Genomic DNA, 26,792 nt, shown 5'->3' on the forward strand with positions numbered 1-26,792 from the left:
TATCTTTTAAAACTCTCATATCCTCACTTACTTTACTATCTAATACTTTTGCGTAATGCTGTGTAGTTCTCAGGTTTTTGTGTCTAAGCATTTTAATATTCCAATTCCTATATTCAGCATTTTTTCAAGTCTCAGTCCAAGTTTTGAAAAGTGTAACTACTTTATCTCCATGGTGTTTTTCAAACTTTCAAGTAAGTTTGAAGTTTTATAAGCTTCAATCGCATCATATATCCCTTTTAATGTAACGAATATTTCCAGAAAAAAATGCCTAAAGACTCTCCATATATACAAAAAACGATTAAGGCTGAATTCAATGTTAATTTACCACAATAATCGCTGAAGCGTGACGTGATAAGCCTTTTGACAAGAATATAAACACTGCATGATTGTGGCCATATATAAAAACAACACTGTAGATGCCTATTATTTATATTTAGCTTATGACTAGGAAATACTAAAAATTGGTACAAGCTGTTCCCATTTCCTAAAATTCAATTAGCAGCTTAAAATTGAATAAAAACAATACAGCTGGATTTATTTTTGTCTAACTATATTAGTATTTCAATTCTCTTACAATTTCTTGAATAATCGTTTTGGTTCACTATGTTAAGTGTTCAGGCAATGAAAAAAAATGATAATTTGTAATCAAAATTGTATGTTTTAAAAAAACAATGCGTACTTTTATAACATAAGTAATTACTTATGTTGGATTTTAGATAATAATCTGTACTGTTTTTTTAGGAAGGGACAAATCATGAAAAAATTCTCTATAATCTGATTAAAACCGATTTTACAAATTAAATTTATGGAAACTAAATTAACTAAAGAAAAAGATTTCTCTGGTTGGTTTCTGATAATTGCCATTTTTATCACTGTTATTTTATTATCAGTGATGGTATATAGAAACTATCATTCAAATGAAAAAAATGCTTTTTTATCGGAAAGGAATTTTGAAATCATCAAATTAAAAGGAAGTATAATTCATTTAGACGAAGTGCTTACCATGTCTGCTCGGATGGCGGCTGAAACAGGGAATTCTCGTTGGGAAAAACGGTATCGACTGTATGAAATAAAATTAGATAGTATCTTAAACAAATTAAAAATGAATGTTCCTTCTATATTGATAAAAAAGTTTGTCAGCAATACTGATTCTGCCAATACTAAATTAGTCAAAATGGAGAACAATGCATTTTATTTTATTCATAAAAATCAGCTTGACAAAGCACGTACAATATTGTTTAGTAATGAATACGAGAAACAGAAAATAATATATAAAGCAGGTATGGATCAACTTGCTTCTCAATTGGATGTTTTTTTTAAAGAGCAACAAAATACTTTGAAAAAAAGTTTTCATTCGGAATTATTGATAATGGGATTCATAATATTTATCCTTTCAGTTGGATGGTTTTTTGTATTCCGATTTCAATATCAAGCAAAATCTTATCTCCTCAATTCTATTCGCTTACAAAAAGAGCTTAATGATATGAAAGAAAGAAAGACAATGAAGTTAGCTATGGCAAACAAAGAACTCAAAAAATCGGAAAAAAAACTGATTGAAATAAATCAAGAATTGGAGTCTTTCTCTTATTCGATTTCTCATGACTTACGTGCTCCACTGCGTGCTATCAATGGATATTCACAAATACTCAATGAAGATTATGGACAAAATTTGGATCAGGAAGGAATACGCATTCTTGAAACGATACGATCCAGTGCAACCAAAATGGGGACGCTCATAGATGATCTGCTTGCTTTTTCCCGTCTCGGACGAAAAGAGATACTAAAAACAGAAGTAGATATGAATAAACTAATCGAAAGCGTAATCAATGAAATGAATAAATCAATAACACACAAGGCCAAAATCAATGCAGCCAATCTCCATGAAGTGAATGCAGACTATAGTTTGCTTCACCAGGTAATGTTCAATCTTGTTTCGAATGCCATTAAATATTCTTCAAAGGGAGAAAATCCTATCGTGAAAATTTCTTCGGAAGAGAAAAACGGTGAAATTATATTTTCAATAAATGATAATGGTGTAGGTTTCGATATGAAATATTCCGATAAATTGTTTGGTGTATTCCAGCGCCTGCATTCCTATGAGGAGTTTAAAGGCACAGGAGTAGGTCTGGCGATTGTGCATCGAATTATCAATAAACACGGAGGAAAAGTTTGGGCAGAGGGAATCGTAAACAAAGGAGCAACCTTTCATTTTTCATTAACAAAAAACTAAGCAATATGAACACCTTTCAAATTCTTTTAGTGGAAGACAATATAAACGATGCCGAATTAACTATTCGTGCCCTGAAAAAAAACAATCTGGCAAATAAGTTAATTCATGTTAAGGATGGAGCAGAAGCATTGGATTTTATCTTTGCACAAGGCGAGTATTCTTATCGAGAGAGAGACAACCTTCCAAGTGTAATTGTATTGGATTTGAAAATGCCGAAAGTAAACGGCATTGAAGTATTACGGAGAATAAAATCGGATGAGCACACAAAAAGAATCCCTGTTGTGGTACTCACCTCTTCAAAAGAAGATCCAGATATCCAGGAATGCTACCGATTGGGCGTAAACAGTTATGTGGTAAAACCTGTAGAGTTTGACCATTTCATCAAAGCGATAAGCGATTTGGGATTATATTGGATGATATTAAACCAACCACCACAATAATACACATACCATGGATGATACATTAAGAATATTAATACTTGAGGACAATAAACACGATGTCGATTTGCTTCAGCGTGAACTGAAGAAATCCGGATTGGTTTTTATTTCGGAAATTGTTGAAACACGTGATGCATTTGAGAAGGCACTTCATAACTTTAAACCCAATATCATATTATCCGATTATAATCTTCCCTCATTTGATGGCATTACTGCTTTCCTCATTAAGAAAAAAAAATGTTCCAATATCCCATTTATTATTGTTTCAGGTGCTATTGGTGAAGAAAATGCGGTAGAACTCATAAAAAAAGGCATCACTGATTATACAATAAAGGATCGATTATTCACATTACCTCCCAAAATAATCCGCGCACTGGAAGAAGCTAAAGAAAAGAAAGAAAATAGAGAAGTTAATGAACGCTTCTCCCTAGCCTCCCGTGCTTCCAATAATATTATTTACGAATGGAAAATAAACGATGACGTTGTTTGGTGGAATGATGCCTATTACAATTTAATGGGGATTAAAAAAGAGGAACAGTGGTCAGAACATTCAAGTTGGACAAATTCTATTCATCCTGATGACCGTGATGGAGTAATGAATGACCTTTCCAATTTTTTTGAAAGTGAAGAAATTTTTTGGTCTGGCGAATATCGTTATCTTGATAATAAAGGAAAAGTTTATTATTTTTATGATAAGGGTTATTTGCTCCGCGACCAAAACGGAAAACCCATTAGGATAGTGGGAGCTGTAGCTGATATTACCAACCTAAAAGATCATATAACCCAGCTCAAAGAAATGATTTTTATGATTTCTCATAGAGTGAGACAACCTATTGCAAATATTTTAGGCCTATCAGATGCACTCGATGAGTCAATAAATAATCCAGTGGAATTTAAAAAAATAGTCGATTACATGAAACAATCCGCAATTGATCTTGAAGAGTTTACACATGAGCTGAATCATTTTATTCAAAACTCAAAAGATAAAGCAGAAAATGAAATAAAGGGATAATAAGTAAGATTTTATGTGCTCCCTTCATTTTTTGGTTTTATATTCCAAGGCACATTCTTAATAACTGGAACGAATGCACCCAGTCGCCAATATATTGCTCATAGAAAAGTATCGTAGTTGTGCAATCGTATTGCAGAAAACCCAGATAATTTATTTCAATTTATAATTAATATTATATTTTTTTAATCGATCAGATGAGATTTTAGATTAGTAACAACTGGCCGTTTGGCAAAAGACTCCCTTTGGATGTACCAAAATAAGAGTGTATTAGATGATTAAATTTTATATCTTAGTAGTAAATAAAATGCTCACTCTATAAAGGTGAGCATATATTTAAACAAAAAAATGAAAAAAGTATATGAAATAATTATTTTTTCTCTTGGGTGGTTTTCCATTGTGGCGCAATTTGTCCTGATTATTCAAAATAGGCAGGCTGACATTCCTGAAACCATTCTGCGTTTTTTTAGTTTCTTTACTATATTGACAAATATACTTGTCGCATTATTTTTTACAGTCAAATTCTTTAACCTTTCAAGAAAGAGTTTCGGCTTATTTTATAAAAATGGGACATTTACTGCCCTAACCACGTTTATTCTTATAGTTAGTCTTGTTTACCAAGTAGTATTGAGAAGTGCTTGGGAACCAACAGGGCTTCAACTAGTTGTAGATGAATTATTACATACAATCATTCCGTTGTGTACATTTATTTGTTGGTTCTTTTATGCGGAACAAAGCGATTCCAAAATTCAATCTGTAATTATTTGGCTCTTCTACCCGATAATTTTCATTATATTTATTTTTATAAGGGGTTATTTTTCTGATTTTTATCCCTATCCTTTTTTGAATATATCTGAAATCGGCTTTGGGAATACCCTTATAAACACTACATTAATCTTGATTTTAATAGTCTTTATTATGAGTGTTTTAACCTTAATTGGAATTAAAAAAAATAATTCAAAAACCACTTAATATATGAAACCAAAAAAATATATTTTTTTATTTATGCTGACACTTTTTTTTGCTTCCTGTTCCTCAACCAAACAGATGACAAGCGAGAACCTCTTTAAAAGTGCCTGGGAGTTGGAATACCTTTCGGGACTCCGGATTGCTTTCGACGGTTTGTTTCCTGACAAAAAACCACAAATTTCATTTAACCCCACGTCAAAAAAAGTGGAAGGCAATGACAGTTGTAACGGTTATTCCGCAGACTACACATTCAGCGGTGACAAAATCTCATTCGGAGATCCGGGGCCAACAACAATGATGTATTGTGGTGAAGGAGAAAAATTCTTTTTAAATACCATAAAAAAAATAAACAAGTACAACATCGATAAGGAGGGAAAATTAAACTTGATGATCGATGATGTTCCTATGATGCGTTTTAATAAAATAACTCCATAAGGAAACATAAACATTCAAAACAATTTTAGTCTTTTGTCTTTAATGGAATAATTTTGATAACCAGATGAAGCGTGTCATTAAATATTATCGGATAATTTGGTTTAGGCACGACCTTCCGGCTGGTCTGTCCGTTTTCTTTGTTGCACTACCGCTTTGTTTAGGAATTGCTTTGGCATCAGGAGCGCCTCTTTATGCGGGGCTTTTATCAGGCATTATTGGCGGGCTTGTTGTGGCTTTAATCAGTGGGGCATCGCTTGCTGTTTCCGGACCTGCTGCGGGTTTGACCACTTTGGTTGCTGCTTCCATTATTTCGCTTGGTAACTATAAGTTATTTCTCCTTGCTGTTATGGTTGCAGGTTTGTTTCAAATCATTCTTGGGCTTTTAAAATTGGGGGCGATTGCCAATTATTTTCCGTCATCAGTTATTAAGGGAATGTTGGCAGCAATTGGAATTATGCTTATTTCAAAGCAAATTCCTTTAGCTCTCGGTTATGACCAGCCTGACTTTTGGACAAGTGGTTTCTTCAATTTGCTTTCTTTGCAGTATTCATTTGAAAATTTTGGCCGCTTAAATCATCATATTACAAAGGGAGCAATTCTTATTACAGTAATTTCCTTAATTGTCTTTGTTTTACTCCAACAATCTTTTGCAAAAAAAATGAAGGTAATTCCTGTCCCGCTTTTGGTTGTTGTAATTGGAATTATCATCAATATTTTTTTTAAGAGCTTAGCCCCTGATTTTTCACTTAATGGAACTCAATTAGTAAATATTCCTTCCAATATTTTTGGAAGTATTTCTTTTCCTGATTTTACGAAACTATTTTCTACTGCAGCAATTTGGAAAGACGGGCTTATTATTGGATTGCTTGCGACTTTAGAGACTTTACTCTGCATTGAAGCCGTCGACAAATTAGACAAGCGGAACCGGATAACACCGGTTAACCGCGAACTCATCGCACAAGGTATTGGAAATATGACTTGCGGGCTTTTAGGTGCTATCCCTATGACTGCAGTTGTTGTAAGAGGTGCCGCTAATGTAGATGCAGGCGGAAGAACAAAACTTTCAGCCTTTACTCACGGAATTTTTCTACTGCTTGCCGTGTTATTTCTTCCGTTTTTGTTAAATAAAATTCCATATGCTTCTCTTGCAGTAATATTGCTGGTAACGGGTTACAATCTGGCAAAACCCAAACTTTTTCGCAATATGTGGAACCTGGGATGGAAACAGTTTCTTCCTTTCTTAATCACCATTATTGTAATTCTTTCCACCGATTTGCTCATAGGGGTAAGTATTGGACTTTTAATTTCTGTTTATTTCATCATCCAAAATAATTTCAGGGCAGAATACAAAATCACCAAAACAAAACATGAAGGAATTGAAACGCACTATATCAAGCTTAATAGCAATGTTACTTTTCTAAACAAAGTAAGATTACGAAAAGTACTGGACGAGGTATCAGAATATAGCGTGCTGACAATTGATGGCAGTGAATGTAATTTCATTGACTACGATATTTTAGAGATTATAAGTGAATATCACAATAAGGCCCATTACAGACATATCGAATTGCATTTAAAAGGAATTGAGAAAGTAAATGTGATGGCAGTGCATTAATTGAAAAAGATATGGATTCGTCAAATATATTACATAATGAACATTTCTATTATCTGTAAAAGAAAATTATAGTTTGTACATTTGTGTCGATGAAAGGATATACTAAAATAGTACTTCTAATTTTGATTTCGTGTTGCTATGTCAATACTGTATTTGAATTTTCGGATACTGAGGAAAAGGCTAATTTTGAAAACGAGAGCCGTATTTATATCCAACAGTTCGATAATCAAATATTTACAGACGGAATAACACAAAGTATTCCACACGGCGACATCAATTGGGACACAGCAATTCCATTCCATTTGAACGGAATTTTATCCGTATCTACTAAATGTGTTTCATTTTACAAAAACTCTTTCTTTCCAAAACGGGATAAGCTTTTTATTCTGTATTCTTCCTATTTGATTTGATATTTTTCTGATTTGACTTTTTTAGGCAATTGCTACGCAGTTGTCCATTTTACTATTTCAGAACAATTCTATTTAAATCCAAAATGAAAAAAATAATATTCATTCTTTTGCTATTTCCATTTTTAGCAACCGCCCAAAACACTTTTAAAGCAATCATCAAAGATGAAAAAACAAAAGAAGCGCTCGACAGCGTTTCTGTATTTCTAAACGGAACTCAAAACAGTTCCACTTCCAACGGGAAAGGTTTTGTAGTACTTGAAAACATTCCTAACGGTAAACAAACCATTGTTTTCAATTTTGTTGGTTATCGAAAAGTTGAAAAGAACATTTTATTTCCTCAAAATGAAATTATTGAAATATTTTTAGAACCCACTTCAGAAGAACTTGAAGAAGTTAAAGTTACTTCAACAAGAAGTAGCCGAACAATAAAAAACACCCCAACCCGAATCGAAGTGATTGCTGCTGAAGAACTAGAAGAAAAATCTTCAATGCAGCCTGGAAACATAAAAATGCTGCTCACTGAAAGCACCGGCATTCAAACGCAACAAACATCTCAAGTTTCAGGAAGTGCGAGTATTCGTATTCAGGGCTTGGACGGAAAATATACTCAACTTTTACAAGACGGGTTTCCTTTGTATTCTGGTTTTGCAAGTGGTTTGAGTATTTTACAAATTCCACCATTGAATCTAAAACGTGTAGAAGTTATCAAAGGCTCCACATCAACACTTTATGGAGGTGGAGCAATTGCAGGATTAATAAACCTCATAACAAAAGAACCAACAGACAAAAGAGAAATTTCATTTTTAGCAAACATAAATCAGACACAGGCCTTAGATTTAAGTGGTTTTTATGCTGAAAGATACCGAAAATCAGGACTTACTATGTACGTTTCAGGTAATTCTCAAAATGCTTATGATGTGAATAATGATGGTTTTTCAGATATTCCAAAATTTGACAGATATACTATAAACCCCAAGTTTTTCTATTATCCAAACGAAAAAACTACATTTAGTTTAGGTGTAAACGCAGGATTTGAAAAGCGAATAGGTGGAGATATGCAAGTGATTGATAACAAAGTAGATACTATACATACATTTTTTGAGCGAAACAATAGTAAACGCTATTCAACACAGTCAAAGTTTGAAAAGATATTTGATGATAAAAACATATTGACAATTAAAAATAGTGTTGGTTATTTTAATCGAAAAATTGAAAAACAAGCGTATAATTTTGAAGGACAGCAAATAGCCACTTTTACAGAAGCCAATTATCTAATCCCAAACGAAAAATCAGAATGGAATTTGGGGGCGAATTTGGTTTCGGACAATTTCAAACAAAAGAATTTAGTCACTAACATGTTAGATTATTATAATGCAGCTTTTGGAGTTTTTGCTCAAAACAATCTGAACTTAAACGAAAAATTTATTTTGGAAAGCGGTTTACGATTAGACATTACAAATAGAAGTAATGTTTTTGTTTTACCTCGTCTATCATTATTGTATAAAATCAACGAAAAATTATCTTCAAGATTTGGCGGTGGTTTAGGATACAAATCACCGACCATTTTCTCAGAAGAAACCGAAGAGAAAGCATTTCAAAATATAAATCCACTTGACTTTTCAAAAGTTAGTCCTGAAAAATCGTATGGATTAAATGGGGATGTAAACTATAAAACTACCATTTTTGACGAAGTAAGTTTTACTATTAACCAAATGTTTTTTTACACCATTATTAAAAAACCTTTAGTTCTTAATTCAGTTTCGTTTTCTACAAATTATGCCTTTGAAAATGCAAATGGAGATATTGAAACCAAAGGATTTGAAACAAACGTGAAGCTTCGTTTTGAAGACATTTCTTGTTACATTGGTTACACTTATATTGATGCGCAGAGAAATTTTAATAATAATTCAACAGTTAATCCATTAACAGCAAAACATAGAATAAACGCAAATTTGATGTATGAATGGGAAGAAAAATTACGAATTGCTTATGAAGTTTTTTATGTAGGAAACCAGTATTTGACAAGTAACGAAAAAGTTAGGGATTATTGGGTTATGGGGGTTTCGGGAGAATACAAGTTCAAGTATTTTAGTGTGTTCTTAAACCTCGAAAACTTTTTGGACAGCCGACAATCGAAATGGGAGAATATGTATTCGGGAACAATCCAAAATCCACAATTTAGGGAAGTTTACACACCAACAGACGGATTTATATTGAATGGTGGGGTGAAAATTAGGATCTAATTGCATCGATATAAGCACTGTAAACAATAACCAGAGTTCGTTGGTCTTGAAAAACTAACAATGAAACTCCAGTTGAACGGAATTGGAGGTGGTTTTAAAAAGTACTATTTTTAAGCTGTGAGATTTGAAGACCGTAATAATTATGTAAGAAAAGATGCTGTTAGGCATCTTTTTCTGTTTTATAGTGATCATAGAATAATAATTTCCCTAAGCAATCTTTATATCTTTTTTTGATTTTTTTAGGCAATAAGAAAGCCAAATTTGAGAAATATAACATGTACTACATTCAACTGCATCCGAAAAAACTTAAATATTTTTTATCTAAAAAAGATTTAATAATCAGTTTAAAATCTAAAAACAGATATTACATATTGAATATCAGTTGATTATTTTTTTGTTAAATAAAAGTGAAAAAATATTTTATTTATAATTAGTATAAATAAAATCAACCTGTTACATTTGCTGCTGTAGAATTAATCTAAATAAGAATGAGAAAAATAATTTTTGCAAGCGCAATACTATTTTCTGTAATTGGAACGGCACAAGAAACAGGAAAAGATAAATCAACCGATTTAGAGGAAGTTGTCGTTAAGGGGTATAAAACATTAAATGGTATCGGTCATTTGTTAGACGAAAAGGACGGTATTATTTACGCAGGAAAGAAAACTGAAGTTATTCTTGTGGATAGTTTAGACGCTAATAAAGCCATAAACAATACACGCCAAATATTAGGAAGAATACCTGGGCTTAATATCGTTGAAACAGAAAGTAGTGGATTTACTGCCAATGGTATTGCCACTAGAGGATTGAATCCTACCCAAAGTATTGAAATGAATACCCGTCAGAATGGCTATAATATCAGTGCTGATGTTTACGGTTACAATGAAGCTTATTATTTACCACCAATGGAAGCTGTCAAGCGTATTGAATTGGTTAGAGGAGCAGCTTCTTTGCAGTTTGGTTCTCAATTTGGAGGATTGGTAAATTACGTTTTAGATGATGCCCCATTAAAAAAGCCATTTGAATTTAAAACCTCTCAGACAATGGGCAGTTTTGGTATGTTTAATTCCTTTAACTCCATGGGTGGAAATTATAACAAGATAAGCTATTACGGTTATGTGCAATACAGGAACATGGATGGTTATAGAGCCAACAGTCAGCAATGGCAATTGTCCGCTTTTGGTAAAATTCAGTATAATGCTTCGGATAGGTTTAAAATGGGCGTGGAATACTCTTTACTTCGCAACCAATTGAAAATGCCTGGAGGTTTGTCTGATGGACAATTCAATAACGATCCTAAACAATCTACAAGAACAAGAAACTGGTTGAAAAGTCCTTGGAACATTGTGACGGGTTATGCTAATTTTAATCCTGCAGAAAATACTAAAATCAGTTTAAAAACATCTTACTTATTCAGTAACCGTTCATTGGTTTGGAGAAATGAAGACGGAGGCCCAGGTGCTGATGATACTATTGACCCTGCAACAGGAGCTTTTGTTCCTCGTGAGGTAGAAAAGGAAGATATGAATAATATTACTACTGAACTGCGTGTTTCTCAAAACTACAGTTTAGGAAATCAAAAATCAACCCTAGCTGCGGGAATTAGACATAGTTATGCTTGGTTTAAACGTTTAGGTGGTGGCGAGGGTACTACAAATAGTGATTTTGATCTGTCTATTACAGGAGATTGGGAATACAATTTTGATTTTACAACTACCAATATAGCTCCTTTTGTGGAAAACATTTTTAAGGTTTCAGATAAATTTACTATTACTCCGGGCGTTCGATTTGAATATTTAAAAAGTACAGCAAAGGGTTATAAAATTGAAGACTTGGACAAGTTAACCACTGACCAAAGCAGAAACCGTTATTTTATGTTATTCGGAACAGGATTAGAATATAAAACGAATAAAACGTCTTCTTTTTATGCGAATTTCAGTCAGGCATACCGCCCGATGGACTATTCACAATTAGAGCCAATCGGTGTTGTTTCTTATGTTGACCCCAATTTGAAGGATGCCAAAGGCTATAATTCCGATTTGGGTTACCGAGGTACTATCAAAAGCTATTTAAACTTTGATATCAGTGGATTTTATATGAGGTATAATAACCGTGTGGGGCTTGTTTTGCGAACTGATGAAGTTACCGGAGATGAATATTCTGTTCGTACCAATGTAGCCAATAGTGTTCATAAAGGAATTGAGAGTTATGTGGAGCTAAATATCTTAAAATGTTTGGATGAAAACTCAAAATTCGGATTGAATGTATTTAATTCATTTTCTTACATTGATGCTCAATATACCTCTGGAGAATTTAAAGGAAAAAGAGTTGAAGCTGCGGCAAAAACAATCAACAGAATAGGTCTTATTTTTAACAGTAAAAAATTATCAGGTACTCTTCAGGCAAACTTTATAGGAGATGCTTATGGTGACGCTTCCAATGTTGAAAAAAGTGATGACCCTATTGCGGGACGTATTCCTTCTTATACTGTATTGGACTTTAGTGGTAATTACAAGTTTAATAATTTCGGACTTAAATTTGGAGTTAACAATATTGCCGATAAAGCTTATTTTACAAGAAGAACCGATGAATATCCTGGACCTGGAATTATCCCTGCTGTAGGAAGAAGTTTCTATGTCGGTTTTAATGCTCATTTTTAATTCACATAATCTTTTAGTATAATGAGAAATGCCAACCATTACCTGAGATTATTTATTGCAATATTAGGTACAACAATGCTACTATCTTGTGAGGACGACAGGGATTATACTTTTGTTACCCCTATTGATAAAGTTGCCTTAGGAAAAGAACTTTTTTTTGACAAGAACTTATCTAATCCTGGAGGACAATCCTGTGCTACCTGCCATAATCCGCAGACGGGTTTTTCTGATCTAAACCACAACATTGTTTCAGAAGGAGCGCTAGATGGTCTTTTTGGCAACCGAAATGCTCCCAATGTAGCCTACACTATGTTTGCACCAACCTTGCATTATGACGCAGTGGATGGAACATATATTGGAGGTTTCTTTTTGGACGGTCGAGTAAACACACTTGAAGAACAAGCTAAAAAGCCGTTTATGAATCCGTTGGAAATGAACCTTATAAGTGTTGAGATGCTGGTTACAAAACTAAGACAGGCACCTTACTATGCACTCTACCAAAAGGTATATGGAAATAGTGAGAATGTACAAACGATTTTCGACAATATTGCAGATGCTATTGCTACTTTTGAAAAATCAAAGGAAGTGAATCCTTTTTCTTCCAAATACGATTATTATCTCAAAGATCAGGCAACACTCACTCAGCAGGAACTTAGAGGATTGCAACTATTTAATACAGCAGATAAAGGAAATTGTGCAGCTTGTCATATTTCCGATCCTGATGAAGATAGCGGAAAAGTATTGTTTACCGATTTTACCTATGATAACATTGGAGTTCCCAAGAACCCAAACAATCCGTTTTATACTATTCCAGCCTCAAATAATCCATTAGGTGCAAATGCAGTAGACTATGGTCTTGGAGCGATTGTAAATGATGCCAGCCATAATGGGAAATTTAAAGTTCCTTCTTTGAGAAACGTGGCAATTTCAGCTCCTTATTTTCACAATGGATTTTACAACACATTGGAAGAGGTAGTACATTTTTATAATCGTAGGGATGTTGAAACTTTCCCCACAGCAGAAATTCCAGAAACAGTGAATCATGACGAGTTGGGAAATCTAGGATTGACGCTTCAAGAAGAAAAAGATATTGTAGCTTTTATGAAAACGCTAACAGACGGTTATAAATAAAATGAAACAAAAAATCAGGGTTATTGTAATCCTAATTTTTTGCTTTGTAAACTTACAATCAAAATGAGAGAATATGTAAGGTACAGTTCAAAAAACTCAATTTAGAGAAGTTTACACACCAATAGACGGATTTATATTGAATGGTGGGGTTAAAATTTTGGTTATAACAGTTTACAATATTGAAAACTTAAATGATTTCAATATAAATTTTAAATAAAATAAAGACCTCGTTTAAGTTATTTTAAACGAGGTTTTTTAGTTAATGCTAATTATCATTTAATTTTAGAATAGTGTCGTCTTGAAATCTGATGTTAAATTGTAAATTCTTATAAGTTAGTTCCATCTACAATTTTTCTAGGATTAAATTTATCTCGAAGAATTTTCATATCCTCACTTACTTTTTTATCTAATATTTTGGCATAATGCTGTGTAGTCTGTATATTTTTATGTCCTAGCATTTTGCTTACAGTTTCAATGGGAACACCATTTGTAAGTGTTACTGATGTTGCGAATGTATGTCGAGCCATATGAAAAGTTATTTCTTTTGAAATATCACATAGATCTCCAACTTCTTTTAGGTAAGCATTCATCTTTTGGTTAGTCAAAATTGGGAAAATACTATCTTCATTTAAACATTTTGGATGATTGGAATACTTTTGAATCAATTCTTCTGCGATTGGTAGTATAGGTATTTTGGACTTGGTATCTGTTTTCTGGCGGTTTTTGAATATCCATTTCTGGCCATCAATTCCAATTCCGATATGATCTTTCTTTAATCCTTTTACATCTACATAAGCTAAACCGGTGTAACACGAGAATATAAAAATATCCTTAACTAGTGTTAATCGCTCTGATGAAAACCGTTTGTTGTAAATTCTACTTAGTTCTTGTTCAGTAAGAAAATCTCGTTCCACTTCTTTCATTTTTCCTTCATATCGGCTACAAGGATTTTTATCTAACCAATCGTTATCCAAACAAATCTTTATTATTTTCCTGAAATTTCTAACATATTTTACAGCTGTATTGTTGTTGCATTTTTTAACGCTTCGCAAATAGAATTCAAATTCGGTTACAAAGGCAAAATCAATCTTATTGATACTTATATCAGTAATATTATATTTCCACAAAATGAATTCTTGCAGATGTTTCAAAGATATTTTGAAGCGTTCTAAAGTTCCATAAGCATATCCATTTCCTATAAGTTCCTCAATTTTGTCATTGTGATTTTGATAAATTGGAATTATCATTCGCTCACGTTGGTGAGTTCCTAATATTCTTGACTTGAAATTCTCCAGGGATAATTCTTCGTTTTTATGAATTAGCTCCATTTGAATGTCAAAAACCTTAGATTTCATTAAATCAAGATAATTATTTATTGTTCTGGCTTCTTCCGAGTTACCTTTCATTTTGGATAGTTCTGGAGACCATTTGGATTTTTCAATAAATTTCTTGGAACTAAATTCGAAGCGTTGTCCATCAACGGTTAATCGAATATAAATTGGTAATTGTCCGGCTGCATTAGCTTTTGTGGTTTTCGCATAAATGTGTAAAGTGATTTTAGCTTTCATGGTGGTGACCTTTTAATTAGTATTCAATTTAATTTTCTAAAGGATAACAAACAAGATGTACATATTCTGAACAAGCATTGAACTGGTTGTTAGTACGACTGTTTGCAAGGATTGAGAAGATTTAGCGAGACCCTGAATTGTGTTTTTTTCAGGGTCTCGATTTTATCCCTTTCCGATTAAGATTGAATGAATAATTTGGTATATGCCACAAAGAAAAAAGCCGATAAATCATAAGATTTATCGGCTTTTGAAACCATTTGTTATTAAACTTGTGGGCGATGAGGGGTTCGAACCCCCGACCCCCTCGGTGTAAACGAGGTGCTCTGAACCAGCTGAGCTAATCGCCCTATTTTGTTTTGCTATCATTGTTGATTGCGAGTGCAAATATACAGCTAGATTTTATATTTGCAAGCAAAATTTGAAAATAAATCAATAAAAAATCAGGCTTATTTTCTTTAAGTCTCAAATCCAGTCTTTTAAACAAACTAAGGCTTGGCATATTTTTTTGCTAACACTGCCTTATAGTAGTACATTTGCATTCTAAAATAAAATTAAGAATGGCTAGATACAAAGAGAATGATTTACCAAAATCAAAAATAACGGCAAGCTCGCTTAATAAGGCAAAAATTATCTTTAAATATGCAGGCAACAACAGTTGGAAATTTTACATAGGTTTGATTTTTTTACTGCTTACCAGTGTCACTGCATTGGCTTTCCCAAAATTCATGGGAATGCTTGTAGACTGCGTTAATAAAAAAGATTCCGGTTTAGCAAACCAAATTGCCTTAGGATTAGGATTGGTTTTAATATTACAATCGGTGTTTTCTTTTTTCAGATTGTCTTTGTTTGTCAATTTTACCGAAAATACCCTGGCCAACGTTCGATTGGCATTATACACTAATTTAGTAAAACTCCCTATGACATTCTTTTCACAAAAAAGAGTTGGAGAATTGAACAGTAGAATCAGTAATGATATCACCCAAATTCAGGATACTTTAACCTCAACAATTGCTGAATTTCTTCGTCAGTTTATATTGATTATTGGTAGTTTTATTATGCTTGCCAGTATCAATATCAAGTTGACAATTATGATGGTTTCTGTGGTGCCTTTGGTGGGAGTTGCTGCAGTACTTTTTGGTCGATTTATTCGAAAATATTCCAAAAAAGTGCAAGATCAGGTTGCCGAAAGTCAGGTGGTTGTTGAAGAGACCATGCAGGGAATTAGTATTGTAAAAGCTTTCGCTAACGAATGGTACGAAATTGCCCGCTATCAAGGAAAAATTAAAGAAGTAGTCAAAATTGCTATCAAAGGTGGGCAATTAAGAGGTTATTTTGCTTCTTTCATCATCATTTGTTTGTTTGGAACTATCGTGGCTGTGGTTTGGTACGGTGTTCAATTAAGTATTGGTGGTGAAATCACTGTGGGCGAATTGTTTACTTTCATTTTATATTCCAGTTATGTTGGAGCTTCTTCGGGAGGAATTGCCGAATTGTATGCTCAGGTTCAAAAAGCAATTGGAGCGACAGAACGTGTTTTCGAATTATTAGAAGAAACTCCTGAAAAAATCAATGCTACTCCACATACAGCTTCGATTGAAAAAATAAAAGGAAATGTGACTTTCAAAAATGTTGCTTTTAGTTATCCATCCAGAAAAGAAATTAAGGTGTTGAAAGATGTCAATTTCACGGCTAATTTTGGTCAAAAAATTGCCATTGTAGGCCCTAGTGGTGTTGGAAAATCAACCATTGCTTCTTTATTATTGCGTTTTTATGATATTGATAGCGGTGAAATTTTAATTGATGATAAAAATATCTATGATTTTGATTTGGAAAATCTTCGTGGGAACATGAGTATTGTGCCTCAGGATGTGATTTTATTTGGTGGAACCATAAAAGAAAACATCGCTTACGGAAAACCAAATGCCACGGACGAAGAAATTCTACTGGCAGCCAAACAAGCCAATGCTTACAATTTTATCGAAAGTTTTCCTGAAAAAATGGAAACTGTTGTTGGCGAAAGAGGAATCAAATTGTCAGGTGGCCAAAGGCAGCGTATTGCCATTGCCCGTGCTTTACTTAAAAATCCAAGTATTTTAATATTAGACGAAGCTACTTCTTCGTTAGACAGTGAAAGCGAAAAATTAGTTCAGGAAGCTTTAGAAATTTTGATGGAAGGAAGAACAAGCATTATTATTGCCCACCGTTTATCTACGATTCGCTCAGCCGACCAAATTTTAGTAATTGATAATGGTGTTATTAGCGAACAAGGCACACACTCTGAATTAATTGCCTTAGAAAATGGAATTTATAAAAACCTGAGTAATCTACAATTTAGTCATTCATAACTAAATAAGGACACATAAAAAAAGGGATGATTTCTTGTAAATCATCCCTTTTTTAGTATCTCAAAAAACAATTGAAATAGATATTTTCTTACTAAGTAGTAATTTATTACATTTATCAAAAAAGTCTAACAAAACACAAATGAAAATAACAAAATTTCTATTGGTATTACTTTTATCACTTAACAGTAATCTGTTTGCTCAAATATATAAAACATACAATACCAAAAAGAGTGATCCGGAATATTTAGAAAAGGAAATAAATATTAGAAGTAAAAATAATATTAGTGAAAGTTTCGAATATACTCATCAAGTAAATAGTAGTAAAGACAGTATATTAAAATCTCATAAAACATACAGTAGAAATGGACTTTTACTCACTAGTGTGGTCTTTTCTTCAGAACAAGACACTATAAATTATTTAAGTAATCGATATGAAAGTGATCAATTAATAGAATCAAATATTTGGTTAAAGAGAGGGAAAGCATTTGATTTTAACTATACTACGAATTACAAATATGATGAAAAGGGAAATAACATTGAAACCAAACAAATTGATCTAAATAAGAATATAGTTTATAGAAGAATCGAATATGACAATAATAATTTTAAAAAAGCACTATATACCAAACGGTCAGATAAAACAGATTTTTCGCTTACACAAGAATATTTTTATTCAAAGAAAAACAAATTAATAAAGACAAAGACTTATTCTTCAAATGAAAAATTATTTGAAGAAGAAATATACCAATATAATAAGATTGGAAATTTAATTGGTAATTATCTAATATTTAATGGTAAAAAGAGTACAACTCATTTTTATTCTTATGATAAAAATAATAATCAAACAGAAAGTGGTTTTAAATCATTAGATGTGTATAAAACCAAATATGAATATGATAAAAATAATAACATTGTGAAAATATGTGACCTAAAAAATGATACCATAACATCCATTCGCACTATTACTTACAAAAAATTTGAATAACAAAAGATCGTAAGATTAACTCTGAAAAAATCATAAAAAAAACCGCAAATTCTATTAAAATTTGCGGTTTTAGCTTTTTTAATAAAAAATTAACCTCTAATTAATTTTCTGTATTTCAAACGTTTTGGAGTTAAATCACCACCAAGACGTTTCTTTTTATTTTCTTCATATTCGGTAAAACTTCCTTCGAAGAAATAAACATCAGAGTTTCCTTCGAAAGCTAAAATGTGGGTACAAATACGGTCTAAGAACCATCTGTCGTGCGAAATAACTACGGCACATCCGGCGAAATTTTCTAAACCTTCTTCAAGTGCACGAAGTGTATTTACATCCAAATCATTCGTTGGCTCATCCAGCAACAATACGTTTCCTTCTTCTTTCAAAGTCATTGCCAAGTGCAAACGGTTACGCTCACCACCAGAAAGCATTGATACTTTCTTGTTTTGTTCACCACCACCAAAGTTAAAACGGGATAAATAAGCTCTTGAATTCACTTGTTTTCCTCCCATCATAATCAACTCCTGTCCATCAGCAAAGTTTTCCCAAATGGATTTATTTGGATCAATATTAGAATGCGCCTGATCTACGTAAGCAATTTTTACGGTATCACCAACAGAAAATTCTCCGCTATCCGTTTGTTGTTCGCCCATAATCATTTTGAAAATAGTCGATTTACCGGCACCGTTTGGCCCTATAATTCCAACAATTCCAGCTTGTGGCAAAGTGAAGTTCAAATTATCATACAATAATTTATCTCCAAAGGCTTTGGCAACATTTTTAGCTTCAATAACATTAGTTCCTAAACGTGGACCATTTGGAATATAGATTTCTAACTTCTCATCCAATTGTTTTTGGTCTTCATTTAACAACTTATCGTAGTTCTGCAAACGCGCTTTTTGTTTGGTTTGACGACCTTTAGCTCCTTGACGAACCCAGTCCAACTCACGCTCCAAGGTTTTTCTTCTTTTCGAAGCTACTTTTTCTTCTTGTGCCAAACGGTTTGATTTTTGGTCTAACCAAGAAGAATAATTCCCTTTCCAAGGAATACCTTCTCCTCTATCCAATTCCAAAATCCAGCCTGCAACATTATCCAGGAAATAACGGTCGTGCGTTACAGCAATTACAGTTCCTGAATATTGTGCTAAATGCTGCTCTAACCAAAGTACAGACTCAGCATCCAAGTGATTCGTAGGTTCATCTAATAACAATACATCAGGCTGTTGCAACAACAAACGACATAAAGCTACACGACGACGCTCTCCTCCTGAAAGATTCTTAATAGGCGTATCTCCATCCGGAGTACGCAAAGCATCCATTGCGATTTCTAATTTTGTATCGATTTCCCAAGCACCTAAAGCATCAATTTTATCCTGTAAAGCAGCTTGACGCTCCATTAACTTATCCATTTTATCCGGATCGGAATAGTTTTCTTCAAGACCAAATAAATCATTGATTTTGTTGTATTCATCTAATACAGCCATCGTTTCGGCAACACCTTCCTGAACAATTTCTAAAACAGTTTTAGAATCATCCAAAATAGGTTCCTGTTCCAAATATCCAACAGTGTAACCTGGTTGAAAAACAACATCTCCCTGATAGTTTTTATCAACTCCGGCAATAATTTTTAAAAGAGAAGATTTACCTGAACCATTTAAACCCAGAATACCAATCTTAGCCCCGTAAAAGAAACTCAAATAGATGTTTTTCAACACTGGCTTATCTGCTCCCTGATAGGTTTTACTCAATTTTTGCATTGAGAATATTACTTTCTTATCGTCTGACATTTTTTATTATTTAATTTTATTACTTATTATTTTATTGAAATTGCAATTGAATTTTGCAATTGATATTTTTTAAACTCTTCCTTTTAATGAACTAAAGACCCATGCAATGGCAAAAAATCCTATTCCCACGGCAGCAAATCCAATACCTGAAACATCCCGGTATTTGAAGATACCTAAAGCAATTAAGATTAATCCCATTACAATCATTATAAAAGTAGCCCATCCTAAGATGGTATTCTTATTCATTCCCATTATTGTGGTAGTTTTTAAAATGCAAATATCGTTAATTTATAATGCTAATTAAAAATATGATACAGCATTTCTTTTAATAAATCGGCATTAGACAAGACGTTAGCTCCTACTCCTTTGCTTTTAACATCAATTTCTCTTAATGCAGCTACAATTTGACTTACTTTTCGCATCGGATAATTTTTCAAAGCCAGATCATACTCCTTTAAGAAAAAGGGATTTACCCCTAAAACAGTCGCTACATTCTTAGGATTTTTGTCTTTTAATCCGTGGTATTTTAATAATTGCACAAAGAATCCAAAAACCAGACTTGTGGTAACAACCATCGGGTTTTCTTTAGGATTACTGGCAAAATTTTCGGCAATCGTGTATGCTTTTAATTGATTGCGTTCTCCAATGGCTTTTCGTAATTCAAATACATTAAAATCTTTGCTGAATCCAATGTTTTCTTCAATATCTTTTGGAGAAATAGTGCTCCCTTTGGGTAAAATAATCTGTAATTTTTCGAGTTCATTATTTATCTTACTCAAATCAGTTCCTAAAAACTCGACTAACATAGCTGAAGCCTTGGGTTCGATTGCATATTTTTTTCCTGACAAAACTCGTTTTATCCAATCGCCTACCTGATTTTCATAGAGTTTTTTACTCTCATAAACGACTCCGTTTTTAGCTATAGCCTTAGTTACTTTTTTACGTTTGTCCAAGGTTTTGTATTTGTAACAAAAAACTAAAACGGTAGAAAGCATTGGGTTTTCGACATAGGCTTCTAATTTATCGATGGTTTTAGTCAAATCCTGAGCTTCTTTTACAATCACCACCTGACGTTCGGCCATCATTGGGTAACGCTTAGCTGTCGAAACAATATCTTCAACCGAAACATCCCTGCCATACATCACCGTCTGATTAAATCCTTTTTCGTCTTCAGATAAAACATTTTCTTCAATATAATCCGATAACTTATCTATATAATAAGGTTCCTCTCCCATCAAAAAATAAATAGGTTTGATGTTTCCGGATTTTATATCGTTTACAATTTTTATGACTTCGTCCATTTTTTAGATTGCAGATTTTAGATTTCAGATTTCAGATTTGAAAACTTCAATCTTTAAACTTATTTAATACTTTTGCCTCATGCAAAAACTCAATTTTCAAGCTTATACTTTTCGTTTCAAAAATAGCGAAAATAAAACGGCAATTTTTGATGAAATCAGGAAAAAATTCATCATTCTTACTCCCGAAGAATGGGTTCGTCAGCATGTGGTTCGGTTTTTATTGGAAGAAAAGAAATATCCAAAATCCTTAATCAATGTCGAAAAAGTATTATTGGTCAACGGATTAAGAAAAAGATATGATGTGGTTGTTTTTAACCCTGATGGCTCCATCCATATTTTAGTCGAATGCAAAGCACCCGAAGTAAAAATCACCCAGGGGACTTTTGACCAAATTGCCCGCTACAATATGACAATGAAATCCAGTTTTTTGATGGTAAGCAATGGATTGAATCATTATTTTTGCCAAATGGATTATGAGAATGAAAAATACCAATTTCAAGCTGAACTTCCAGATTATAACTAAGAAAACAAAAAAGATACTTTGAAAAAAATAGCCGTTGTTATCCTCAATTGGAATGGAATCCAGTTATTAGAACAATTTTTACCTTCTGTGGTTCAATATTCGCCTGAAGCCAGTATTTATGTTGCCGATAACGCTTCAACCGATGATTCTGTTTCCTTTGTTGAAAAACATTTTCCAACTATAAAAATTGTAAAAAATACTGGTAATTATGGTTTTGCCAAAGGTTATAACGAAGCTTTACAACACATTGATGCCGAAATTTATGCATTGGTAAATTCAGATATTGAAGTAACCGAAAATTGGCTGAACCCTATTTTAGAAACTTTTGAAAACGAACCCAAAACAGCTATTATCCAGCCTAAATTATTGGATTTAAAAAACAAGGAATACTTTGAATATGCCGGTGCTGCCGGTGGTTTCATTGACAAATATGGCTATCCTTATTGTCGCGGACGTATTTTTGAAACTATCGAAAAAGATAACGGACAATATAATGATGCCCGTGAAATAACTTGGGCTTCAGGAGCCTGTTTTTTTATTCGAAGCAAAGTTTACCATGAATTAAAAGGCTTCGATGCTGATTTTTTTGCACATCAGGAAGAAATTGATGTATGCTGGCGTGCCAAAAACAAAGGACACCAGATCAAATACAACCCTGATTCGGTAGTATATCATGTGGGTGGTGCCACTTTGAAACAGGGAAATCCGAAAAAAACTTTTCTGAATTTCCGAAATTCATTATTAATGTTGGTTAAAAATTTACCCAAAGAAAGTTTGTATTGGGTTTTACTTACTCGAATGTTGTTAGATGGAGTGGCCGGAATTCATTTTGTTTTTCAAGGAAAATTCAGCCATTGTTGGGCAATTATAAAAGCTCATTTTGCTTTTTACTCCTTATTTTCAAAAACTTATAAAAAGAGAGACAATTTTCAATCAAAACAATACTATACACTCAAAAGCATCGTTATTGATTACTATGTGAAGAATGGCAAGGTCTTTGTAAAATAATTTTAACATTAATTTATATTTACATTCTAAACATTAAAAACTAAATTTGTCAAAACTCAAAACTTAAAAACTAATAAAATTTATGAAAAAAGTTGTAATTGCCCTTTCGGTACTCGCTCTTTTAACTTCATGTGTATCTAAAAAGAAATACACTGCTTTAGAAGCCAAAAACAAAGAGACTCAAGATTTATTAAATACTGCTACTGTTAAATTAAATGCTTGTCTTGAAGAAAAAGCAGGATTATCAGCCAGAGTTGAAGGTTTAAAAGAGCACAATCAAACATTGATCAATACTTCTAAGGAAATGACAATTTTGACTACAAAAGGTGCTGAAAACATTGAAAAAGCTTTAGAATCTATCAAAGAAAAAGATTTGAAAATCAGCAGAATGCAAGACGCTTTAACTAAGAAAGACAGTGTTACACTTGCTGTTGTTACCAGTTTAAAAAGTGCTGTTGGTTTAAACGACCCGGATATCGAAATCAATGTTGAAAAAGGAGTGGTATTTATTTCTATCGCTGACAAATTATTATTCAAATCTGGAAGCTATAATGTAACTGATAGAGCAAAAGCAGTTTTAGCTAAGGTAGCTAAAGTGGTAAATGACAAACCTGATTTTGAATGTATGGTAGAAGGACATACTGATAATGTACCTTACATTGGAAACAATATCTTGTTAGACAACTGGGATTTAAGTGTGAAACGTTCCACTTCAATTGTTCGTGTGTTAACTAACGAATTAGGAGTTAAACCAGAGCAATTAATCGCTGCAGGTAGAAGTTCTTATGTTCCTTTAGTTGACAACAGTTCTGCTGAAAACAGAGCTAGAAACAGAAGAACCCGTATTGTTGTTTTACCTAAAATTGACCAATTCTATGATATGGTTGAAAAAGAAATGAAAAAACAACAAAAATAGTAGGCAGTAAACAGTCCCGATAGTTATCGGGATTAGTTTACACTTTACAAAAAAAACGTCCTGAGAAATCGGGACGTTTTTTTTATGTTTTAAACTGATTGCTGCTTTCTGCTTTCTAAAAACTGAACTATAGTATATCCAAATCCCCTTTTCCTTCTCTGATAACTTCAGGTTCATGTCCTGATAAGTCAATAATAGTAGAAGCTACATTGTCTCCATAGCCACCATCGATAACAGCATCAACTAAATTTTGCCATTTTTCGAAAATTAATTCCGGATCGGTAGTATATTCCACTACATCATCCTCATCACGAATAGAGGTTGTAACAATGGGATTTCCAAGTACTCTTACAATTTCCAAAGTAATATTGTTTTCAGGCACACGAATACCTACTGTTGTTTTCTTTTTGAATTCTTTTGGCAAATTATTATTCCCTGGCAAAATAAAAGTATAAGGTCCTGGCAAAGCTCTTTTTAAAATTTTAAAAGTAGCCGTGTCAATTTGCTTCACATAATCCGACAGATTACTCAAATCATGACAAATGAATGAGAATTTAGCTTTATCAAGCTTTACTCCTTTAATTTTTGCAATTCGTTCCAAAGCTCTCGAATTGGTAATATCACAACCTAAACCGTAAACAGTGTCCGTTGGGTAAATCACCAAACCGCCATCTCTTAAGATCTTAACTACTTTGGCAATAGCTGCTTCAGAGGGTTTGTCTTCGTATATTTTTATAAATTCTGCCATTTGTTGTTTTTATTTCTTAGAACCATTATTAAAGTTAAGAAAATCTATTGAATAATTCAGGTACCTTCTAATTTCTGCTTTCTTTCTGCTGTCTCTATTCTACCCAATCACATCCAACTTAGCAAATCTTAGCAAAAGCTTTTTAATCCCTCCCACTTCAAATTTGATTTCTGCTTTTTTATCGGCACCAACACCTTCTAAGTTCAATACTTGTCCACGACCAAAACGCTCGTGCATCACAATATTTCCGGCAGCCAATTTATTATCGAATAAGTTCGCCGCTCCTGAAGGCGCATTAGACGAAACCGGTTTTAGTTTTCTAATTTGTGCTTCTGGTTTGGGTTGATTATCAGTAATGTATTTTGGTGGTGTCGCATTAGTAGGTTTAGCCAATCGCAATTTAGACTTGTCCACATCACCAAAAACATCCTTATCAATCATTGGTTTAAAACGATAATTGGTTTCGGCTGACGTTAGATATTCTAAAAATTGTGCATCGATTTCTTCAATAAAACGCGAAGGTTCACTATCTGTCAGTTTTCCCCAACGGTAACGCGATTGTGCATATGTCAAATACGCCTGATGTTCCGCTCTTGTTAAAGCCACATAAAATAAACGGCGTTCTTCTTCTAATTCAGAACGGGTACTCATACTCATAGCCGACGGAAACAAATCTTCTTCCATTCCCACTACAAAAACATGAGGAAATTCCAATCCTTTTGCCAGGTGAATCGTCATCAAAGCGACACGATCTTCATCGCTGGTATCTTTATCCAAATCAGTAGCCAAAGCCACATCTTCCATAAATTCAGCCAATGAACCTCTAGCACCGTCAATTTCTCTTTGTCCTTCAGTAAAATCTTTAATACCGTTTAATAGTTCTTCGATATTCTGGATTTTTGCCATTCCTTCTGGCGTGGCATCTTTTTTTAATTCCTGAACCAATCCTGTTTTTTTAGAAACATGGTCGGTAATATAAAAAGCATCCTGATTTTCGTTGATTACCTGAAAACTCTGAATCATCGTTACAAAATCCTGTAATTTCTGTTTAGTTCCCGAATTCAGTTTCAAATCGATACGATCAATATTCTGCATCACTTCAAATATTGATCTTTTATAATGATTAGCCGCCACAGTCAGTTTTTCAACAGTAGTATCCCCTATTCCACGCGCCGGATAATTGATAACACGCATTAAAGCTTCCTCATCTTTTGGATTAAGAACTAATCGCAGATAACACAAAACGTCTTTTATCTCTTTTCTTTGGTAAAAAGACAAGCCTCCATAAATTCGATACGGAATATCTCTTTTACGCAACGCATCCTCCATAGCACGGGATTGTGCATTGGTTCGATACAAAATAGCAAATTGACCATTAGTCATTTGGTGCTGCATTTTTTGTTCGAAAATGGTACTGGCAACAAATCGTCCCTCTTCAGCATCGGTTAAGCTACGGTGTACTTTTATCTTTGGACCAAAATCATTGGCGGTCCAAACTACCTTATCCAATTTGGTTTTATTGTGATCCATAACCGTATTAGCCGCTTCAACAATATTTCGTGTCGAACGATAATTTTGCTCTAATCGGTAAGTGTTTACTCCCTGGTAATCTTTTTGGAAGTTTAAAATATTATTGATGTTCGCTCCTCGAAAAGCATAAATACTCTGCGCATCATCTCCTACCACACAAATATTCTGGAATTTATCCGATAAGGCGCGAACAATCAAATACTGCGAATGATTAGTATCCTGGTACTCATCAACCAAAATATAACGGAAACGGTTTTGATATTTGGCCAAAACCTCTGGAAAACGAGTCAATAATTCATTAGTTTTCAACAACAAATCATCAAAATCCATAGCTCCGGACTTGAAACAACGGTCTACATAAGCCTGATAAATTTCTCCCATTCTGGGCTTCTTAGACATCGCATCGGCTTCTTGCAATTCAGGATCGTTAAAATAAGCTTTTACGGTAATCAAACTATTTTTAAACGTCGAAATTCGGCTTAAAACCTGCTTAGGTTTATAGATATCCCTATCCAATTGCATTTCTTTGATGATTCCCGAAATGGCGCGAAGCGAATCCTGGGAATCGTAAATAGTAAAATTGGAAGGATATCCTAATTTGTCCGCTTCCGAACGTAAAATTTTAGCAAAAATAGAGTGAAAAGTTCCCATCCAAAGATTTTTGGCTTCGCTGGCACCTACAATATCAGCGATACGATTTTTCATCTCACGTGCCGCTTTATTGGTAAACGTAAGCGACAAAATATTAAAAGCATCAATTCCCTGATGCATCAAATAGGCAATTCTGATGGTTAACACACGGGTTTTTCCAGAACCGGCACCGGCAATAATAATCATTGGGCCTTCTTTTTGTAGTACTGGTGCGCGTTGTGCTTCGTTGAGTTGATTGATGTAATTTTGCATGGAGCTATTCTATATGAAGCAAAAATAAGAATTTAAGAATTA

The 26,792-nt window shown here is 33.5% G+C and carries 21 protein-coding genes and 1 tRNA gene; 15 read left to right on the forward strand and 7 right to left on the reverse strand.

Annotated features, from left to right (window positions below; translation table 11 throughout):
* Window positions 1-805 precede the first annotated feature (805 nt).
* The 10 genes from EOD40_RS11580 (at window position 806) to EOD40_RS11625 (ending at window position 13,139) form a co-directional block, all read left to right on the forward strand.
* A complete protein-coding gene (locus EOD40_RS11580; RefSeq protein ID WP_231129619.1) occupies window positions 806-2,230 on the forward strand; it encodes a sensor histidine kinase in 1,425 nt (474 codons plus the stop codon).
* A gap of 5 nt (window positions 2,231-2,235) precedes the next feature.
* The gene (locus EOD40_RS11585; RefSeq protein ID WP_128195686.1) at window positions 2,236-2,670 is read left to right on the forward strand and encodes a response regulator; all 435 of its coding nucleotides are present in this window, start codon (window positions 2,236-2,238) and stop codon (window positions 2,668-2,670) included.
* 10 nt (window positions 2,671-2,680) lie between these two features.
* A complete protein-coding gene (locus EOD40_RS11590) occupies window positions 2,681-3,679 on the forward strand; it encodes a PAS domain-containing protein (protein ID WP_128195688.1) in 999 nt (332 codons plus the stop codon).
* Between the two features lie 345 nt (window positions 3,680-4,024).
* The gene (locus EOD40_RS11595; RefSeq protein WP_128195690.1) at window positions 4,025-4,648 is read left to right on the forward strand and encodes a Pr6Pr family membrane protein; all 624 of its coding nucleotides are present in this window, start codon (window positions 4,025-4,027) and stop codon (window positions 4,646-4,648) included.
* Between the two features lie 75 nt (window positions 4,649-4,723).
* The gene (locus EOD40_RS11600; RefSeq protein ID WP_231129620.1) at window positions 4,724-5,080 is read left to right on the forward strand and encodes an META domain-containing protein; all 357 of its coding nucleotides are present in this window, start codon (window positions 4,724-4,726) and stop codon (window positions 5,078-5,080) included.
* Window positions 5,081-5,144: 64 nt separating this feature from the next.
* Window positions 5,145-6,695, forward strand: coding sequence for a SulP family inorganic anion transporter (locus EOD40_RS11605; protein ID WP_128195694.1), 1,551 nt, complete (start codon window positions 5,145-5,147; stop codon window positions 6,693-6,695).
* An 89-nt stretch (window positions 6,696-6,784) separates the two neighbouring features.
* Window positions 6,785-7,105 carry a hypothetical protein gene (locus EOD40_RS11610; protein ID WP_128195696.1) on the forward strand — a complete coding sequence of 107 codons (321 nt, stop codon included), beginning with the start codon at window positions 6,785-6,787 and terminating at the stop codon, window positions 7,103-7,105.
* Between the two features lie 83 nt (window positions 7,106-7,188).
* Complete coding sequence (locus EOD40_RS11615; protein ID WP_128195698.1) at window positions 7,189-9,348, forward strand: TonB-dependent receptor; 2,160 nt, start codon at window positions 7,189-7,191, stop codon at window positions 9,346-9,348.
* 488 nt (window positions 9,349-9,836) lie between these two features.
* Complete coding sequence (locus EOD40_RS11620) at window positions 9,837-12,008, forward strand: TonB-dependent receptor family protein (protein WP_128195700.1); 2,172 nt, start codon at window positions 9,837-9,839, stop codon at window positions 12,006-12,008.
* Between the two features lie 21 nt (window positions 12,009-12,029).
* The gene (locus EOD40_RS11625) at window positions 12,030-13,139 is read left to right on the forward strand and encodes a cytochrome-c peroxidase (protein WP_128195702.1); all 1,110 of its coding nucleotides are present in this window, start codon (window positions 12,030-12,032) and stop codon (window positions 13,137-13,139) included.
* A gap of 326 nt (window positions 13,140-13,465) precedes the next feature.
* Here EOD40_RS11625 and EOD40_RS11630 read toward each other — a convergent pair whose 3' ends face one another.
* Both EOD40_RS11630 and EOD40_RS11635 read right to left on the reverse strand, forming a co-directional pair.
* A complete protein-coding gene (locus tag EOD40_RS11630; protein ID WP_128195704.1) occupies window positions 13,466-14,707 on the reverse strand; it encodes a site-specific integrase in 1,242 nt (413 codons plus the stop codon).
* A 272-nt stretch (window positions 14,708-14,979) separates the two neighbouring features.
* Window positions 14,980-15,054, reverse strand: a tRNA-Val gene (locus EOD40_RS11635).
* A gap of 210 nt (window positions 15,055-15,264) precedes the next feature.
* On the opposite strand from EOD40_RS11635, the gene EOD40_RS11640 reads away from it, so the two are divergent.
* On the forward strand, window positions 15,265-17,052 hold the full coding sequence (locus tag EOD40_RS11640) for an ABC transporter ATP-binding protein (protein ID WP_128195706.1): 1,788 nt from the start codon (window positions 15,265-15,267) through the stop codon (window positions 17,050-17,052).
* A gap of 139 nt (window positions 17,053-17,191) precedes the next feature.
* Window positions 17,192-18,037, forward strand: a complete 846-nt coding sequence (locus tag EOD40_RS11645) for a hypothetical protein (protein ID WP_128195708.1) — start codon at window positions 17,192-17,194, stop codon at window positions 18,035-18,037.
* An 89-nt stretch (window positions 18,038-18,126) separates the two neighbouring features.
* Here EOD40_RS11645 and ettA read toward each other — a convergent pair whose 3' ends face one another.
* The 3 genes from ettA to holA all read right to left on the reverse strand — a co-directional run bounded on the left by ettA (window position 18,127) and on the right by holA (window position 21,122).
* Entirely contained in the window at window positions 18,127-19,821 is a 1,695-nt protein-coding gene (gene ettA / locus EOD40_RS11650; protein WP_128195710.1) for an energy-dependent translational throttle protein EttA, read from the reverse strand.
* A gap of 69 nt (window positions 19,822-19,890) precedes the next feature.
* On the reverse strand, window positions 19,891-20,073 hold the full coding sequence (locus tag EOD40_RS11655; protein WP_026713689.1) for a CAL67264 family membrane protein: 183 nt from the start codon (window positions 20,071-20,073) through the stop codon (window positions 19,891-19,893).
* Between the two features lie 44 nt (window positions 20,074-20,117).
* On the reverse strand, window positions 20,118-21,122 hold the full coding sequence (gene holA / locus EOD40_RS11660) for a DNA polymerase III subunit delta (RefSeq protein WP_128195712.1): 1,005 nt from the start codon (window positions 21,120-21,122) through the stop codon (window positions 20,118-20,120).
* Window positions 21,123-21,201: 79 nt separating this feature from the next.
* Between holA and EOD40_RS11665 the strand changes: the two genes are divergently transcribed.
* From EOD40_RS11665 to EOD40_RS11675, 3 genes are all read left to right on the forward strand, one after another.
* Window positions 21,202-21,645 carry a type I restriction enzyme HsdR N-terminal domain-containing protein gene (locus tag EOD40_RS11665; RefSeq protein ID WP_128195714.1) on the forward strand — a complete coding sequence of 148 codons (444 nt, stop codon included), beginning with the start codon at window positions 21,202-21,204 and terminating at the stop codon, window positions 21,643-21,645.
* Between the two features lie 18 nt (window positions 21,646-21,663).
* The gene (locus EOD40_RS11670; RefSeq protein ID WP_128195715.1) at window positions 21,664-22,653 is read left to right on the forward strand and encodes a glycosyltransferase family 2 protein; all 990 of its coding nucleotides are present in this window, start codon (window positions 21,664-21,666) and stop codon (window positions 22,651-22,653) included.
* A gap of 82 nt (window positions 22,654-22,735) precedes the next feature.
* On the forward strand, window positions 22,736-23,569 hold the full coding sequence (locus EOD40_RS11675) for an OmpA/MotB family protein (RefSeq protein ID WP_128195717.1): 834 nt from the start codon (window positions 22,736-22,738) through the stop codon (window positions 23,567-23,569).
* A 127-nt stretch (window positions 23,570-23,696) separates the two neighbouring features.
* Here EOD40_RS11675 and EOD40_RS11680 read toward each other — a convergent pair whose 3' ends face one another.
* Complete coding sequence (locus EOD40_RS11680) at window positions 23,697-24,317, reverse strand: L-threonylcarbamoyladenylate synthase (RefSeq protein WP_128195719.1); 621 nt, start codon at window positions 24,315-24,317, stop codon at window positions 23,697-23,699.
* Window positions 24,318-24,416: 99 nt separating this feature from the next.
* Window positions 24,417-26,750, reverse strand: a complete 2,334-nt coding sequence (locus EOD40_RS11685; protein ID WP_128195721.1) for an ATP-dependent helicase — start codon at window positions 26,748-26,750, stop codon at window positions 24,417-24,419.
* Window positions 26,751-26,792 lie beyond the last annotated feature (42 nt).

The organism is Flavobacterium sufflavum (assembly GCF_004016525.1).
GTDB classification, from domain to species: Bacteria; Bacteroidota; Bacteroidia; order Flavobacteriales; family Flavobacteriaceae; genus Flavobacterium; species Flavobacterium sufflavum.

Coding starts and splice junctions, on each gene's coding strand:
- EOD40_RS11665 (WP_128195714.1), top strand. CDS start 21,202: ATGCAAAAACTCAATTTTCAAGCTTATACTTTTCGTTTCAAAAATAGC.
- EOD40_RS11600 (WP_231129620.1), top strand. CDS start 4,724: ATGACAAGCGAGAACCTCTTTAAAAGTGCCTGGGAGTTGGAATACCTT.
- EOD40_RS11590 (WP_128195688.1), top strand. CDS start 2,681: ATGGATGATACATTAAGAATATTAATACTTGAGGACAATAAACACGAT.
- EOD40_RS11655 (WP_026713689.1), bottom strand. CDS start 20,073: ATGGGAATGAATAAGAATACCATCTTAGGATGGGCTACTTTTATAATG.
- EOD40_RS11685 (WP_128195721.1), bottom strand. CDS start 26,750: ATGCAAAATTACATCAATCAACTCAACGAAGCACAACGCGCACCAGTA.
- EOD40_RS11595 (WP_128195690.1), top strand. CDS start 4,025: ATGAAAAAAGTATATGAAATAATTATTTTTTCTCTTGGGTGGTTTTCC.
- EOD40_RS11625 (WP_128195702.1), top strand. CDS start 12,030: ATGAGAAATGCCAACCATTACCTGAGATTATTTATTGCAATATTAGGT.
- EOD40_RS11640 (WP_128195706.1), top strand. CDS start 15,265: ATGGCTAGATACAAAGAGAATGATTTACCAAAATCAAAAATAACGGCA.
- holA (WP_128195712.1), bottom strand. CDS start 21,122: ATGGACGAAGTCATAAAAATTGTAAACGATATAAAATCCGGAAACATC.
- EOD40_RS11615 (WP_128195698.1), top strand. CDS start 7,189: ATGAAAAAAATAATATTCATTCTTTTGCTATTTCCATTTTTAGCAACC.
- ettA (WP_128195710.1), bottom strand. CDS start 19,821: ATGTCAGACGATAAGAAAGTAATATTCTCAATGCAAAAATTGAGTAAA.
- EOD40_RS11620 (WP_128195700.1), top strand. CDS start 9,837: ATGAGAAAAATAATTTTTGCAAGCGCAATACTATTTTCTGTAATTGGA.
- EOD40_RS11645 (WP_128195708.1), top strand. CDS start 17,192: ATGAAAATAACAAAATTTCTATTGGTATTACTTTTATCACTTAACAGT.
- EOD40_RS11605 (WP_128195694.1), top strand. CDS start 5,145: ATGAAGCGTGTCATTAAATATTATCGGATAATTTGGTTTAGGCACGAC.
- EOD40_RS11585 (WP_128195686.1), top strand. CDS start 2,236: ATGAACACCTTTCAAATTCTTTTAGTGGAAGACAATATAAACGATGCC.
- EOD40_RS11675 (WP_128195717.1), top strand. CDS start 22,736: ATGAAAAAAGTTGTAATTGCCCTTTCGGTACTCGCTCTTTTAACTTCA.
- EOD40_RS11680 (WP_128195719.1), bottom strand. CDS start 24,317: ATGGCAGAATTTATAAAAATATACGAAGACAAACCCTCTGAAGCAGCT.
- EOD40_RS11580 (WP_231129619.1), top strand. CDS start 806: ATGGAAACTAAATTAACTAAAGAAAAAGATTTCTCTGGTTGGTTTCTG.
- EOD40_RS11630 (WP_128195704.1), bottom strand. CDS start 14,707: ATGAAAGCTAAAATCACTTTACACATTTATGCGAAAACCACAAAAGCT.
- EOD40_RS11610 (WP_128195696.1), top strand. CDS start 6,785: ATGAAAGGATATACTAAAATAGTACTTCTAATTTTGATTTCGTGTTGC.